The sequence below is a fragment of the Anabaena azotica SJ-1 genome (assembly GCF_047275885.1).
Classification (GTDB): Bacteria; Cyanobacteriota; Cyanobacteriia; order Cyanobacteriales; family Nostocaceae; genus Trichormus_B; species Trichormus_B azotica_A.
The window spans coordinates 807,523-823,769 of the sequence record NZ_CP178454.1; the positions used below are offsets into that span (position 1 = coordinate 807,523).

The 16,247-nt window shown below is 37.8% G+C and carries 13 protein-coding genes; 7 read left to right on the forward strand and 6 right to left on the reverse strand.

All coding sequences use genetic code 11. The annotated features are described in order from the left end of the window. Window positions 1-63 precede the first annotated feature (63 nt). Window positions 64-2,283, forward strand: a complete 2,220-nt coding sequence (locus ACLLO5_RS03345; RefSeq protein ID WP_413174065.1) for a recombinase family protein — start codon at window positions 64-66, stop codon at window positions 2,281-2,283. A gap of 27 nt (window positions 2,284-2,310) precedes the next feature. Here ACLLO5_RS03345 and ACLLO5_RS03350 read toward each other — a convergent pair whose 3' ends face one another. The 4 genes from ACLLO5_RS03350 to ACLLO5_RS03365 are packed head-to-tail and all read right to left on the reverse strand — an operon-like array spanning window position 2,311 to window position 8,183. Beyond that, entirely contained in the window at window positions 2,311-2,760 is a 450-nt protein-coding gene (locus ACLLO5_RS03350; RefSeq protein WP_413174066.1) for a DUF29 domain-containing protein, read from the reverse strand. A 58-nt stretch (window positions 2,761-2,818) separates the two neighbouring features. Then, window positions 2,819-3,880, reverse strand: coding sequence for an ATP-binding protein (locus tag ACLLO5_RS03355; RefSeq protein WP_413174067.1), 1,062 nt, complete (start codon window positions 3,878-3,880; stop codon window positions 2,819-2,821). Between the two features lie 21 nt (window positions 3,881-3,901). After that, window positions 3,902-5,779, reverse strand: a complete 1,878-nt coding sequence (locus ACLLO5_RS03360) for a WD40 repeat domain-containing protein (protein WP_413174068.1) — start codon at window positions 5,777-5,779, stop codon at window positions 3,902-3,904. A gap of 22 nt (window positions 5,780-5,801) precedes the next feature. After that, a complete protein-coding gene (locus ACLLO5_RS03365) occupies window positions 5,802-8,183 on the reverse strand; it encodes a hypothetical protein (RefSeq protein ID WP_413174069.1) in 2,382 nt (793 codons plus the stop codon). 194 nt (window positions 8,184-8,377) lie between these two features. Here ACLLO5_RS03365 and ACLLO5_RS03370 point away from each other — a divergent pair, with 194 nt between their 5' ends. Genes ACLLO5_RS03370 through ACLLO5_RS03380 form a run of 3 tightly spaced genes read left to right on the forward strand, consistent with a single transcriptional unit; the run spans window position 8,378 to window position 10,761 of the window. Next, window positions 8,378-8,767 carry a hypothetical protein gene (locus tag ACLLO5_RS03370; protein WP_413174070.1) on the forward strand — a complete coding sequence of 130 codons (390 nt, stop codon included), beginning with the start codon at window positions 8,378-8,380 and terminating at the stop codon, window positions 8,765-8,767. Between the two features lie 15 nt (window positions 8,768-8,782). Continuing rightward, window positions 8,783-9,817 (forward strand): heavy metal-binding domain-containing protein, encoded by a 1,035-nt coding sequence (locus ACLLO5_RS03375; protein ID WP_413174071.1) that lies wholly within the window; start codon window positions 8,783-8,785, stop codon window positions 9,815-9,817. Window positions 9,818-9,873: 56 nt separating this feature from the next. Continuing rightward, window positions 9,874-10,761 carry a heavy metal-binding domain-containing protein gene (locus tag ACLLO5_RS03380; RefSeq protein WP_413174072.1) on the forward strand — a complete coding sequence of 296 codons (888 nt, stop codon included), beginning with the start codon at window positions 9,874-9,876 and terminating at the stop codon, window positions 10,759-10,761. Window positions 10,762-10,873: 112 nt separating this feature from the next. Here the strand turns inward: ACLLO5_RS03380 and ACLLO5_RS03385 are convergent, their stop codons facing one another. Both ACLLO5_RS03385 and ACLLO5_RS03390 read right to left on the reverse strand, forming a co-directional pair. Further along, on the reverse strand, window positions 10,874-11,089 hold the full coding sequence (locus ACLLO5_RS03385) for a hypothetical protein (protein ID WP_413174073.1): 216 nt from the start codon (window positions 11,087-11,089) through the stop codon (window positions 10,874-10,876). Between the two features lie 267 nt (window positions 11,090-11,356). Continuing rightward, window positions 11,357-11,797 carry a Fur family transcriptional regulator gene (locus ACLLO5_RS03390; protein WP_413176005.1) on the reverse strand — a complete coding sequence of 147 codons (441 nt, stop codon included), beginning with the start codon at window positions 11,795-11,797 and terminating at the stop codon, window positions 11,357-11,359. A 189-nt stretch (window positions 11,798-11,986) separates the two neighbouring features. Here ACLLO5_RS03390 and ACLLO5_RS03395 point away from each other — a divergent pair, with 189 nt between their 5' ends. The 3 genes from ACLLO5_RS03395 (at window position 11,987) to ACLLO5_RS03405 (ending at window position 16,247) form a co-directional block, all read left to right on the forward strand. Further along, window positions 11,987-12,517: a peroxiredoxin gene (locus tag ACLLO5_RS03395; protein WP_413174074.1), complete on the forward strand. Its 531-nt coding sequence runs from the start codon at window positions 11,987-11,989 to the stop codon at window positions 12,515-12,517. Window positions 12,518-12,693: 176 nt separating this feature from the next. Beyond that, a complete protein-coding gene (gene gor, locus ACLLO5_RS03400; protein WP_413174075.1) occupies window positions 12,694-14,046 on the forward strand; it encodes a glutathione-disulfide reductase in 1,353 nt (450 codons plus the stop codon). A gap of 320 nt (window positions 14,047-14,366) precedes the next feature. Then, window positions 14,367-16,247: an ABC transporter ATP-binding protein gene (locus ACLLO5_RS03405; RefSeq protein WP_413174076.1), complete on the forward strand. Its 1,881-nt coding sequence runs from the start codon at window positions 14,367-14,369 to the stop codon at window positions 16,245-16,247.

The following is a 16,247-nucleotide window of genomic DNA, read 5'->3' on the forward strand; positions in this document are numbered from 1 at the left end:
TGGTAATTATTGAACTTAAGCTAACGCAAAAGTTATACTAACAACTATATAAGGAGTTTTTTTGTGGTTTTGGATTCTATTTGGATTGTCGGTAGTAGCCGCAGTGGTAAGACGACTCGTTTGGCCGAACAGTTTTGTCATTGGGTGCAAATTGCTAATCAACATACAGAAATATTTTATACGAAAAAGAAAAATAATAAAGAAGCTAAAAACTCAATTAAAACCGCCAATCTCCGACAAACAGAACCAGGAGTTTTGGTTTTAGCTGCTAATGATGATAATCGCCGTATCTTAAGTGATAATATTGTGGCTTTGACTTCAGGAAAATCACCAATTCGTGCTAAAACAACTTTGGGGTTTATTCAGGATGAGGTGATTTTATTTTGGCCGTTATTAATTGAATCTTTACGAATTAAAGCACAATTTCCGGTCAGATTACGCCCAGAAACTGAGCAAGAATTAGCAACCAAATTATGGCGTTCTCAATTAGATGCAGAAACTTTACAACGTGCGGGAGTGAATGAGTACCGCTTAGTTAGGCGGATATTAGACTTATGGCAACTAGCAGCTTATGGTGGTTTGATTTGTGAAGATATTGCTAAGATTTTGCAAACAGGTTTAGAGGAAAATGGCAGGAATTTAGAGCCAGAATTTTTAGGTTCTTTGCTGTTAGATTGGCGTAATTGGTGTTTAGAAAGGGGATTTTTGAGTTATGGACTGATAACAGAACTGTACAATCAGCATTTATTAACTAATGGTGATTATCAGGAAAGATTGGTGCAACGGTATCAAAGAGTTATAGCAGATGATGTGGATGAATATCCAGCCATAGCCCGTAATTTGTTTGAGTTTCTGTTAGATAATGGTGCGGTTGGGGCGTTTAGTTATAATCCACAAGGGGCGGTACGCTGGGGTTTAGGTGCAGATCCTAAATATTTAGAAGGGTTAGCAAGGCGTTGTCAGGTAGAAAATTTGGTCAGTCCGAGACAAAATAGTCTGGGTTATCAACTGACTACACAGATGCTGGAATTAATCACCCAACCAATGACGATGTTGAGCTTACCAAAGTCTGTGGAGTTGATTCAAACTTCTTCACGCGCTCAACTGTTGCGAAGAACAGCAGAGGAGATGATTCAAGCGATCAAATTAGGTATGGTAGAACCGGAAGAAGTGGCGATTATTGCACCGGGGTTAGATGCGATCGCACGTTATACTTTGATGGAGATATTAACTAAACAAAATATTCCCGTCGAGTCTCTCAATGACCAACGCCCTTTAATTAGTTCACCCGCTGTCAGAGCTTTACTCACCTTACTAGCTTTAGTTTACCCTGGCTTGGGAAGGCTTGTAGACCGAGATGAAGTTGCAGAAATGTTGGTGGTGTTGAGTTGGAATAATAGCGATGATGGAGAGTTAGGGACTGGAGACGACGGGGAGAAAAAAGAATTCCCACAACCGAAAATTGATCCTGTCCGGGCTGGGTTAATAGCAGATTACTGTTTTGTACCTCATCCAGACAACCCGCACCTACTGGAAGTGAAAACCTTTGAACGCTGGGATAGAATTGGCTACGTGGCGAGTACAGCTTATCAAGATATTTTACAGTGGATTGAAAAACAGCGGTACCTGGTGCGATCGCCACAACAACAGCATCTTATCCCCACTCCCATTTCCCTGTTATATTTAGCAATTCAAAATTTTCTCTGTAAAAATAGCAATCCCCAATATCAACAACTAGCCGCACTGCGAGAACTGTTAGAAACCGCCCAACATTACTGGGAAGTAGACACAAGGTTAAAACAAACGGACTTACAACCACCAGAACTTACTACTACTACTACTACTACTACTACTAATGCGATCGCCGAATTTATTCAACTCCTGCGCCGTGGTACAATTACCGCTAACCCCTACCCTTTACGTCTTATCGGTAACACCACAAAAGCCGTTACCTTAGCCACCATTTTCCAATACCGTGCTAGTCGCAGAAATCACAAATGGCATTTTTGGCTAGATGCAGGTTCACCCCTGTGGGCTAAAGGCGGTGCAGCCACTTTATACGGTGCGACATTGTTCTTGCAAGATAGATTAGGCGAACCTTGGACAGCAGCCGATGAACAAGAAGCCGAAACACAAAGAATACACCGTATCATAGCAGATTTACTAGCGCGTGTTGGTGAAAAAATTTATTTATGTCACAGTAATTTAGCCGTCAATGGACAAGAACAACTAGGTCCCCTCTTACCATTAGTTCATGCTAGTGGGACAGTTAATATTTCCTAATAATTACCCGTAGATATATGATTTGAATTATTCCCAAAAGTCCACATTTAACATTGCTTCAATATCACGGCTAAACGGCCATGTATCAGGAAAATAGCATTGTGGATAACTCTTGCGAACAATTTGGAGAGCATCTGCGTAAACTTCATCAAAAACTTCGCTAAAATAAGGTTTGAGACTGGGTGAATCTTTAAGTAACTTTCTAATTCCAATCCTTTGTTTAATAATAGATTCCACCCACCCACGATAACAATCAGGCATATTTACATAATTTCGCTTAAGAATATGTTCTAAAAGTTCCCTGAGTCTACTTTCCAGTTCACGTTTATCTGAGCGTCCCAAACTTTCTATCTCCTCAATCAAATTATCAAAATCTAAATCCTCAATATCCCTATTCCGTAACTTGTTTACAACATCTTCAATCCAGAGTAGATAATCTTGCTCATATAGAGATACTTCAACCTTTACCTGTGTCATTATTTTATTTCCTCATTCAATTTGAAATCGGGACATTTAACTATTTTAACTCAAGTTATTAACCATATTCAATTTTATCCATTAACCAATGACAGAAATGCAGATGATAAAGACTATAATTAATCTCTTTTTCTCTTGATTTTAAACGTAAAAACTCCCGCCATTTATCTAAAATCACCTTGATATCATATTCATCTTCATCTAATCTTTCCGCTATCGTTTCTACTGAAATTAATGAATCTTTTACTAAAATCTTTAACACCTGTAAAGCCAGCGTTGACTGATTACTAGTTGTTAAATTCATTTTATCTAAATGACTTTGATAATAAATTTGTAATTTTTCAGGATAGATATTATTATTAATAGCTGTCAAGATTTCGCTAACATACATAAAATTATTTTCATGTTGGTTAATTTGTTGTAATTTATAATTTATATCCTGAGAGCTTAAATAGCTTTTAATATATTCCTGAATATCAGCACGATTTTGTTCAGAGTAATTAGATAAATCTAAAGATTGGGATGGAGTTTCAATTAATAAACCTGATTTTTCTGGCAGAAAAGGACGACGAGTGAGGATAAAATAAACTTTTTCCGGTAGATAACGGGGTAAATAGAATAGATTTGAACCACGTTGTTGATTATTAATATCAATTCTATCACACCCATCAATAGTAATAATTAAACGTTGTTCTGGATTTAATTGATCACTGATTTGTTGTAGTAACAACGATAAAAAACCACTATTTTCTGTGGTATAATCAATCAAGTGAGCAGTTATATTTTTACTACCTTGATTTTGGGCAATTTCAATTAATTGAGTGCAAATTTTAGTTAAAAATTCTTCATACTCCCCCCTTTGTAAGGGGGGTTGGGGGGGATCAGCAATTTCCACATTATAATAAACAATTCCCGGATTTTGACTGACATAATGGGCAATAATCGCACTTTTACCAATACCCGGTTCACCGATGATAGTAAAATAGCCCCGGTCATATTGATGGAGAAAGTTATTAATTGCAGCAAAGACAAACTCACGACCAACAAAGTTGTAATTTTTAGCAGTGATAATTTGCTGAAACTCTGGGGGATATCTGGGAATATTTATTGTATTTACCATGATTTTTTATATTTTTTAATTTTAACTAAGGTTATAAATTTCCATTCCTGTTTCCAAATCCCACACCTTTAGGGTTGTATCCTCAGAACCAGAAACGGCTTTTTTTCCATCTGGTGTGATGGCTACTGATGTTACCGATTTTTGATGACCAGTCAGAGTCAAGATTCTTTTTTCATTCTCAAAATCCCACACATCTAGGTTATTTTTATAAGCATCATAAATTGCTTTTTTGCCATCAGGAGTGATAGCCACTGTATTTATCCAATAGCCAGAACCTATCGAGCTAGGAATTCGCATTTGTGTTTCTAAATTCCATAGTGATACGCCATCACGAGAACCAGAAACAGCTTTTTTCCCATCAGGGGTTATGGCTAATGTCTTTACATAATATTCATTATCTGCAAGAGTAAATATTTCCGTTCCTGTCTCTAAATCCCATAATATTATGTTTTCACGAGAACCAGAAAGAACTTGTTTTCCATCGGGGGTTATGGCTACTGTGTGTACAGAATTAAGATGAGTGGTAAGGATCAAAATTGCCTGACTTTTTTCTAGATCCCACACTATAATAGCGTTGTCATCTTCAGAAACAGAAACGGCTTTTTTTCCATCGGGGGTTATGGCTACTTCTGTTACGGATTTGTCGTGACCAGCTTTTGTATATGGTTGAGAAGGAAGATTACTAATTTCCATCCCTGTTTCCAAATCCCATATTTTCATAGTCCTATCGTCGGAAGCGGAAACAGCTTTTTTCCCATCTGGTGTTATGGCCACCTGTGTTACCGAGTCTCCATGACCAGTCAGCGTAAATATTTCCTGACCTGTTTGTAAATCCCATACTTTTAGAGTTTTATCATCAGAACCAGAAACAGCTTTTTTACAGTCTGGAGTTATAGCTACTGTCTTGACTGAGTTTTGATGACCAGTGAAGATGATTTCTTCTGCTGTGTCTAAATCCCACATTATCAAAGTGCGATCGCACGATGCAGAAATGACTTTTTTTCCATCTACAGAGATAGTTATGGCATTGATCCAGCGATCATGACCTATAAGAATTAATATTTCTTGATCCGTTTGTAGATCCCATACCCTGATAGTAGCGTCATTTAGGGCAATAACAGCCTTTTTTCCATCTGGAGTCATGGCGATCGCAGTTACATAGTCTCCGTTTTCTGTATATGCGTAGCGTTGTGATGACAGCATAAAAATTTCTCGCGCTGTCTCCAAATCCCACACTTTGATCATTTGTTTATCGGCAGCAGGGGGTTTTTTAGCTGTAACAAAAGATATGATATCTGAAGCATCAAAAAAAGCAGCAATAGCCTTTTTTCCATCTGGTGTTATTGCTAAAGCCGATGGCACATAGTTGTTAATATTGATATTAAAAATTACTTGACCTGTCTCTAAATTTAACACTTTTAGAGTTTGATTTAGATTTTGATCACGAACTTTAGAAATGGCTTTTGTTCCATCTGGGGTCATAACTAATTCATATCCCCAATCTGAAAGAACATTTACCTCATTTATTTCTATTATTTGTTCTAAATCCCATATTTTTAATGTTTCATTTTTTAAAGCACAAACAACTTTTTTTCCATCTGCGGTAATGGCTAATTCTGCTACTGAGTAGTTATTACCTTGTAAGGTAGAGATTTCTGTTCCCGTTTCTAAATCCCATATTTTCAGAGTTTTATCACTAGAACCAGAAATAGCTTTTTTCCCATCTGGGGTAATTGCTACTGTATTTATAGAGTCTTCATGACCACTCAAGGTAAATATTTCTATTCCTGTTTCCAAATTCCAAACTTTCAGAGTTTTGTCAGATGAACCAGAAACAACTTTCTTTCCATCTGGTGCAATTACTAATGTATTTACCGAATTTTTATGTCCTCTCATCATAAGTATTATATTTATGTCTGGATTAGTTAATGTAAATCTGAGTTTCTAACCGCAGGAAATGAACCCGTCCTGATTGTTCTCCTGCTGCAATTGACAATCCATCTAGGGAAACCGCACAACTTATGATTGATGTATCACCAGTAAAAGTAGAAATTTCCTTTCCTGTTTCTAAATTCCACAGTTTTAAAGTCTTGTCATCAGAACTAGAAACCGCTTTTTGACCATCAGGTGTAATCGCTACTGACCTCACCCAGTTTTCATGACCAATGAATGTACAAATTTCCTGAAATGTCTCTAAATCCCACAATTTCAAAGTTTTATCATCAGAACCAGAAAGGGCTTTTTTGCCATCTGGTGTAATGGCTACGGTTTTCACTCGCATACTATGACCCCAAAAAGTAAAAATTTCCTGACCTGTCTCTAAATTCCATAATTTTAAGCTGTTATCCCAAGAACCAGAAAGGGCTTTTTTACCGTCTGGAGTAATAGCTAAAGACCAGATTGCACCTCTATGACCCCAAAAAGTATAAATTTCTCTTCCTGTTTCTAAATCCCATAATTTTAGGGAGTTATCTTCTGACCCAGAAAGGATTTTTTTACCATCTGGTGTAATAGCAACTGCCCAAATTGAACCGTGATGACCTCTAAAAGTATAAATTTCCTTTCCTGTTTCTAAATCCCACAATTTCAGAGTATTATCAGATGCACCAGAAACAGCTTTTTTGCTATCTGGTGTAATAGCTACTGCTTGTACCCAGGAGTTATGACCTGTGTTTGCATACTCCTGCAAAGGAAGAGTTAAAATTTCTGTTCCTGTTTGTAAATTCCACAATTTCAAAGTTTTATCATCAGAACCAGAAACCGCTTTTTTAGCATCTGGTGTAATTGCAACTGTATTTACCCAATCATTATGACCTGTTAGGCTAGAAATTTCTTGTTCTGTGTCTAAATCCCACAGTTTCAAAGTTTTATCATCTAAACCAACAAGGGCTTTTTTCCCATCAGGTGTAATCGCTAATGCATTTATCCATTCGTTATATCCTGTGAGGATAGAGATTGATTTTCCTGTGTCCAAATCCCAGAGTTTTACAGCTTTTTTCCCATCTGGGGTAATGTCTAATTTATTTCCTGAGTCATTATTATTTGTATAATGTTTAGAAGCAAGGGTAGAGATTTCCTTTCCTGTTTCCAAATCCCACAGTTTCAAAGTTTTATCATAAGCACCAGAAACAACTTTTTTTCCATCTGGTGTAATTGCTACTGACCTAACCCAATTGTTATGACCAGTGAGAGTAAAAATTTCTTGGCTTGTTTCTAAATCCCAGATTTTCAAAGTATTGTCATCAGCACCAGAAACGGCTGTTTTACCATCTGGTGTAATTGCTACTGTTCTGACCCAACCGTTATGACCTCTCAGGGTAAAAATTTCTAAACTTGTTTCTAAATCCCAGAATTTCAAGGTGTTGTCATCAGAACCAGAAACAGCAGTTTTCCCATCTGGTGCGATCGCTACTGCATTTACCCAGTTTTCATGACCGGTGAGAGTAAAAATTTCTAAACTAGTTTCCAAGTCCCAGAATTTCAAGGTGTGGTCATCAGAAGCAGAAACAGCAGTTTTCCCATCTGGTGCGATCGCTACTGCATTAACGCAACTGTAATGACCAGTGAGAGTGAACGTTTCTTTACCCGTCTCTAAATTCCATAGTTTTAAAGTATTGTCATCAGCACCAGAAATAGCAGTTTTCCCATCTGGGGTAATAGCTACTGTATTTACATAACTGTAATGACCAGTCAGGGTAAAAATTTCCTTTCCTGTGTCCAAATCCCATATTTTCAAAGTATAGTCATCTGAAGCAGAAACGGCTTTTTTCCCATCAGGTGTAATTGCTACTGCTCTCACTGCGTTATCATGACCTGTGAGGGTACGCAGTAGTTTTCCATCAGGAGTGATTAAGCTAGCTGTAATGGGACGAAATCGCGGAATTTCACTTTTACTTTCTGCTGCATCTGCTAGTATTTTCTGAATATCTAAATTTTGAAAACTCTGTAATCTACCCCATAATTGACTAACTAATTGATTTGGATCTTGACTCAAAATATGGGCTGATAATTGTAGGGAATTTTGAATTAATTTCAGAGTTTTGATTTTTTCAGTTTCTAGTTTTTCGTCTGCTTCTAAATTATCTAATATTTCTTGATTTTCAATTAAAGCATAATCCCTAATTAGGGCTTCTACTCCAAATTTAGGATATTGAATTTTCAGAGAAATAAAATCAAAATCAGTAAGAGTTTGATAATACTTCTCTGTATTTCCAACTTTTAATAGTTTTTCAGGAAATTGTCCTAATATCAAACGTTGGCCTTCTGCTGATTTTGAGTTTAATTTAGTGGACAGATTACCCATTTTATTCTACCTCCTTGAGTATATCTAGCAATTCTCAGCGTAGGAAATAGACCCAATCTGATTGTGCTGCTGCTACAATTTTTAACCCATTTTTAATCTATAGGGTAAAACTACACAACATATAATAGATGTGTTACCAGTAAAAGTCAGGCGACGCAAATCACACCTGTATAAAAAATCCTCTTTCCCCATCAATGACAGATAATTTTGACCAAGGTTTAGAAGTAGACGTTTTAGCCGCTTCCTTATCCCTGGAGCGTCAAGAGTCAGGAGATATCTTACTATTACTGGCTCGTAAGTTACAACTTTCTTTACCAAAAAACACGCAAATACAACGCCAATGGTTTGGATTAGGTGCAATTAAATCCATTACTCTCTGCTTTGATGATTATCATTATGAAATTAGTCGTCAACGTTATGGAGAAATTACTGCTAAGGTGATTAAAATAGTAGGAGGCGTAAAAATTAAAACTACGGAAATTACCACGACGGAATGGAGTCAAGCAGTAGCGCAAACATTAGCAGAAAAGGCAAATAATAATACTCAAATGCGGGAAGCCCTCAGTAAATTTACATTAGGCTAAAAAGCATGGGATAATATGGCATTATTTGAAATTGCCCGAAAAAGACTCAAAGAACAACAAGAAATTAGTAAAAAATCAGGTAAATCGTTTTTTACTAGTGATTTAAGCACTAATGAATATTTACTAGCCCGTGAAGCTGGCTGTCAACCCATTGGTTTAGTCATGGGGACGAGTTTTTATCAAGTTGGTTTTTATGGTAACTTTCAAGGTTATATCAACAAAACCGGCGAGGTAGAAAGTTTAACCCAAGCACAAATAGCCGCACGAGAAAATGCTGTGAGTCGAATGCAAGAAGAAGCGGCAATGTTAGGCGCTCATGGCATTATCGGAGTACGTCTCCAACAGCGTCATAAAGGTTGGGGAGTAGGAGGAATGGTAGAATTTACCGCCATTGGTACAGCCATTAAAATGCCTAATCGTCCACCGACAAATAAACCTTTTAGCAGTGACTTGAGTGGACAGGAATTTTGGCAATTGCGACAAGCAGGATATTGGCCGAAAGGTTTAGTATTTGGTGCTTGTTCTTATTATGTGCATAGCGATCGCACAACTCGCAACTTAATGAATCCTACCCTATGGAATCGCCTATTTGGTCAAAGTCGCCGTAACCAAGAATTAATCCAATTAACCCAAGGCTTTCAAGATGCCAGAGAATTAGCTATCATGCGACTTGCAAAAGAAATTCAACAATTAGGTGCTATTGGTGCTGTCGGAATGCACATTGAAAAACGTGAAGAAGTAATTACCTATCAACCTTGGAGTAAAACAGGTTGTTTTTTCGGGTTATTTTTCTTAGGGTTATTTATTTCCTTGTTTATCGCTATGGCTACAGGTGATAATACAGCTTCAACAATTCTTTTTTTCCTATTATTTTTCAGCGTACTATTAACTCTCATTATCTCATCTATTATTAACATCTTTCAAAATCGTGGACCATTTCGGGATATTTTAACCAACTTTGTCGCTATTGGTACAGCCATTGTGGAAGATGAATCACAAGTACAGAAACCCATTAACACCTTAATGTTTTTACCCCTTTCTAAAAATTAAATTTCAACCTTATTCTTTCTTTCTGTTCCCTGTTCCCTGTTCCCTTTTATCTTATTATGACTAATCAACAACCTAATCATAACCCCGCCATAGCAGCAGACTTACCAGAACACGCCCGCGAACGTTTAACTATGATGCAAAAAGGTGGCAAGCAAAGTAATTTATTTACTAGCGACCTATCTGTAAATGAATTTTTATTAGTTAAAGAAGCCGGTTTTGAACCTTTGGGTTTAGTGGTTGGCTGTTCCATGTATCATATCGGTTTTCAATGGGCAGGTATTACCCAAAGTATGGAAATGACAGTGCTTTCCCAAGCCATGTATCATGCGCGGGAATTAGCCATGAGTAGAATGCAGGAAGAAGCGGAAGCCCTCGGTGCTGATGGTGTTGTCGGAGTGCGTCTGAGTGCTAAACACATGACCTGGGAACCAAATATGGCGGAATTTGTCGCTATTGGTACAGCCGTTAAAGCTACTGATAAATCCATATCCTATCGCACGGTACATAATAAACCATTTACCAGCGATTTATCAGGACAAGACTTTTGGACATTATTGCGTGCTGGTTATCGTCCTTTAGGTTTAGTCATGGGTAATTGTGTATATCATGTAGCCTATCAAGGATTGGGGCAATGGTTTAAAAATATTGGTAAAAATGTGGAAATGATCAATTTTACCCAAGCTTTGTATGATGCAAGAGAACTAGCAATGGAAAGAATGCAAGTAGAAGCAGAAAATTTACAAGCCGAAGGAATTATTGGGGCAAATATTCATGAACATCAATATTCATGGAGTTCTCATGTAATTGAGTTTTTCGCTTTAGGAACTGCTGTTACACCTACTCGCAGTGATCATCATATTCCCACACCACAGTTAACATTATCATTAAATGATCCACCAGCACAGATTAATACAGTTTTAGCTCCTCCTAGTGTAGATCATTAAAATTGAACTCAGATTCTGGCTGGGGTTTTTCAAAAATATCAATCATCTGGGTCACATCTGCCGAATGTGGGTTAAAGTATAAAAAATTATTATAATATTCAGCAAGCCCTATTTAGCGATCGCAGGAAATTTGATCTACTACCTGAATCCGTCCTCTAATTACACGACGTAATAGTCTATTGAGGGCTTCTTCTTCCTCATCATTTATAAACTCGTCTAAAATAGCTGCCATTAGTCCGTAGCGATCGGCTAAAGTCAAAACTCCACTATCAGCAGAGGTCGCGATGATTTCTGAAACAGCACCGGGAAGAATTTGGATGTGGCGCATGGGGGTTTTCCTTGAACTTCATAATATTAATATCCCCCAACATCTCTACCTTTTGAGTGATTGACTTAATAAAATAGTTGTGACGTTTATCAATTTTTCTAGTGATAAAAACAGCGATAAATAAGTGATACAAATCACAATTGCTTATCAGTCATTTAATTAACAGTTATCAGTCTCTTCACTGTCAGAGGTAGGGAACAGGGAACAGAAAAGAAGGAATAAAGGTATACTGAGTTTGTATGGCTACGCCACGCAAGCTATCAAAAATTAAATAGGAGTCCTATAGCTGCGATCGCTACAGGCATCGCACAAACCCTGAACTGTCACTTCATAGGTTTCCCCACGCAAACCAGGACGCAGATTTTTCAGCTCAATACACTTGAATGTGTCCCAAGCTATATCTTCAATCGCACCACAACACTGACAGCAGAAATGATGATGGAGTTGAACATTTGCATCATAACGAGATACTCCCTCTTCCAGTAAGACCTCCCGTACCAGTCCCACCTCTCTAAGGGCTTGCAGAGAACTATAGATCGTCGCTTGGGAGGAAACAGGAAAATCTTTATTTAAATCGGTCAGGATTTGCTCAACTGTCGGGTGATCTGTGCGTGATAACAAATTTGCATAGACCGCAAACCGCTGAGGAGTTACCCTTAAACCCTTAGATTTTAAGGTTTGAATAATTGCGTTTGCTTGTTCCTGCATGATTGTAGGTTTGTTTAGAAATTTTTTATCCTCATTATAGTTTATCATATTCACGAATTCAAAAAATATATAACTTATAAAAATAAATGAGTATTTATAACTATTGATTATTTCTTAAATCAGAATTATTCTGAGATACATCGGCAGAAAGCAAACATAATTTCACACATCAAAATTTAAGAGGTCAATATGGCTGTGATCGCAACCGTTCCTAGCGTCGTCTTCAAAACCCGTGTCCGTGACGAGTCCATTGGTGGACCCAACCCTTTCCGGTGGCAAGATCGCACCACAGAAGAACTTTTTGCTGGTAAGCGTGTAGTTGTGTTTTCATTACCTGGAGCTTTTACTCCCACCTGTTCCACCTCACATCTGCCCCGCTATGAAGAACTCTACAAAGAATTTCAAGCATTGGGAGTAGATAGCGTTATTTGTATATCCGTAAATGATGCTTTTGTTATGTACCAATGGGGTAAACAACAAGGCGCTGAGAACGTCTTTTTGCTACCTGATGGCAATGGCGAATTTACTCGTAAAATGGGAATGTTAGTTGAGAAATCTAACCTGGGTTTTGGAATGCGTTCTTGGCGCTACTCGATGGTAGTAAATGACGGCAAAATTGAAAAGATGTTCGTTGAGCCAGGTTTCAATGACAACTGTCCAACTGATCCCTTTGAAGTTTCAGATGCAGACACCATGTTAAAGTACCTCAAAAGCGTGTAATTGGTGATTGAAGTAGGGGGTAGAAACATTGCATTTTTTGAACTTTGGGAAACACCGTTAATCTTTCTCCCCCTGCTCCTATTTCCCAATCTCCCCATTTTTAACCGATAGTATAAATATTTAATATTTAAGCGAATATTTAATATACAATCCAAAATCTAAAATCCCAAATTAATATGAACTACGATTTTGACTTATTTGTAATTGGTGCTGGTTCTGGTGGTATTGCCACTGCTAGACGTGCCGCAGAATACGGAGCTAAGGTAGGAGTTGCTGAATTTGACCGACTAGGGGGAACCTGTGTTAATCGTGGCTGCGTTCCTAAAAAACTCATGGTTTACGCTTCTCATTTTCCTGAGCTATTTTCGGATGCTCAAGGATATGGCTGGGGTGCTGTCCAGAGTTCTCTAGATTGGGAAAAGATGATCACCACAGTCAACAATGAAGTTATTCGCCTCAATGGAATTTATCAAAAAATGCTTGATAATTCCAAAGTTGAGGTATTGCAAGGATATGGAAAATTTATTGATGCCCATACAATTTTAGTTGGTGAGCGCCAAGTAACAGCAGATAAGATATTGATTGCCGTTGGTGGCTATCCTACTAAACCCAAAATTGCAGGAATTGAAAACGCGATTACCTCTGATGATATTTTCCACTTGAAACAACAGCCCCAACGCATAGTTATTTTAGGGGGAGGTTATATTGGTTCAGAGTTTGCTTGTATCATGAATGGACTGGGGACAGAAGTCACTCAAATAACACGCGGTGATATGATTTTACGGGGTTTTGATCAAGATTTGCGGAATGAAATTCAGCAAGGAATGATTAACCACGGAATTAAAATTTTCAACAACATCCAACAAATTACCATTGAAAAAGAGGCAGAAGGAATTAAAGTAACAGTTCGTAAAGATGGGGAAACTGAGGATACCGTTGTTGTTGATGCTGTGAGTTTAGCTGCTCTGGGACGCAAACCAAATACACATAATCTGGGTTTAGAAAATACAAAAGTTAAGCTGAATAATGGCGCAGTTGTTGTTGATAAATACAGTCGCACAGATGAAGAAAATATCTATGCTGTTGGAGATTGTACCAACACTATTAATCTAACCCCTGTAGCGATTAATGAGGGTCGCGCCTTTGCTGATACTGTATTTGGTGGCAAATCTCGCACCATGAGTTATGAAAATGTCCCTACTGCCATCTTTACCACACCAGAAGCAGCAACCGTTGGTTTAACTGAAACTGAAGCCAGAGAAAAATATGGTGATGCAGTAAAAATTTATCGCAGTCGCTTCCGTCCCATGTACTATACCTTAGCGGGTAAAGAAGAAAAAACCATGATGAAATTGGTGGTTGATCAGAACAGTGATAAGGTGCTGGGGGCGCACATGGTGGGAACAAATGCGGCGGAAATTATTCAAGGAATTGCGATCGCAATCAAAATGGGTGCTACTAAAGCTAACTTTGATGCTACCGTCGGTATTCATCCTAGCTCGGCTGAAGAATTCGTTACCATGCGCTAATAATCAGTGATTGCTACTTGACTTAGACAGGACTTATGCAACTGGCATATTAGTAGGGTGCGTCAGACTTCATAAATCCTGCAAATAAACAGATATTTGATATCTGATGCACCATAAAATAGATGTTTGGTGTGACAATTGCGTATGGCTTTGTGTATAGGTTTGAATTTTAGATGTTATACCTCCTAACTACGCAAACTCCTATATCTGAATTTATACAATAGGAGCAAAGCTTGTATTGATTTTTTATCCACTCTGGCGAGAGAAATAGTATATTCGTATTTATAAAACTTAAATTTCAACTAAAATTAAAATTTAACATGGTCGTCTATCCACGCCAGAAGAAATCCCAGAACAGATACCGTCGCAATGATAATGATTGGCGGTTATTTTTACGTCTAGTACCCTATGCCCGTCGCAATAGGCGGTTACTGGCGCTATCAATGTGTTTACTAGTACCCATTGCTGTAGCTAACTCCGTCCAACCATTATTAATTGGCCAGGCTATATCTCTGATTCGTCAAGAACCCAGCACCTACGAATTTCTCAAAAATCGCTCCCTATGGGAAGGGTTAAGCATCCTGCAAGGATTATTTCTGGCTACAATTGTCGTCAGACTATCACTTACGGGTTTTCAAGGTTATCTAGTACAAAAACTAGGACAAAAAATCACGGCTGCAATTCGTGAAGATTTATTTCATCATGTCACTTCTTTAGCAGTGCGTTTTTTTGATCGCACACCCGTGGGAAAACTTATTACCAGACTTATCAATGATGTTGAAAGTTTAGGAGATGTCTTTGCGACTGGTGCTATTGGCATTGTCTCGGATTTGTTTTCCATGTTGATGATTATTGGTTTAATGTTTTCTATCCAATGGCAACTGGCTTGTTTACTACTATTAATTCTGTTACCCATTACTTCGGTAATTATTTACTTTCAGCAGCAATATCGCCGTGCTAATTACAAAGCACGAGAAGAACTATCAAAACTAAATTCCCAATTGCAAGAAAATATCGTTGGTATTAATGTAGTGCAGTTGTTCCGCAGAGAAAAATTTAATGCAGAATTATTTCGCGCTACAAATAACGTTTATATTAAAGAACTTGATGACACCATTTGGTATGATTCTGCTGTTTCTGCAACCTTAGAATGGATTAGTCTGATTGCAATCGCAGGGGTGTTGTGGGTAGGTGGTTGGTTGTTATTAGGACAAAATATCACCTTTGGAATTTTATCAGCATTTATTTTGTATGCCCAGCAATTATTTGATCCTCTGCGGAATTTTGCTGAAAAATTCACTGTTATTCAAGCGGGTTTCACTGCCATTGAAAGGGTCAACGATATTTTAGATGAACCCATAGAAATCAGAGATCACAGCAATCCTCGGTTTTCAATTTTAGATACTCAATTCGGTTATATAGATGAGATAATCAGGGATTTAGAAAACCAGAATTTTACTACTCCACCGGATCTAGGAGAAATCCGATTTGAGAATGTTTGGTTTGCTTACAAAGATGATGATTATGTAATTAAAAATTTAGACTTTACTATTCATCCAGGTGAAAAAATCGCCTTGGTCGGTCCTACAGGTGCAGGGAAAAGTTCTATTATCCGGCTTTTATGCCGTCTTTATGAACCGACTCAAGGACGCATTCTGATTGATGGTATAGATATCCGTGATATACCACAGTCGGAATTGCGGCGTTATATGGCAGTTATTTTACAAGAAGCATTTTTGTTTGCTGGTGATGTCAAAAGCAATATTACTTTAGGAGATAGCTACACTTTTGAAGAAATTGAACAAGCAGCAGAAAAAACTAATGTAGCTGATTTTATCCATCAATTACCCCAAGGTTATGATACCCAATTACGAGAGAGGGGAACAAATATTTCTAGTGGACAAAAGCAACTTTTAGCATTTGCGCGTGCTGCTATTCGTAATCCACAAATTTTAATATTGGATGAGGCTACTGCTAGTTTAGATGTAGGCACAGAAAGTTTAATTCAACAAGCTTTAAATCAGCTTTTAATCAAACGCACTGCAATTATTATTGCTCACCGCTTATCAACAATTCGCAATGTAGATCGGATTTTTGTTTTGAAGCGGGGAGAATTAATTGAACAGGGAAGTCATGAACAATTACTAGCACAAGGAGGACTTTACGCAACGTTGCATAATTTGCAAATGTTGGGAACTTAA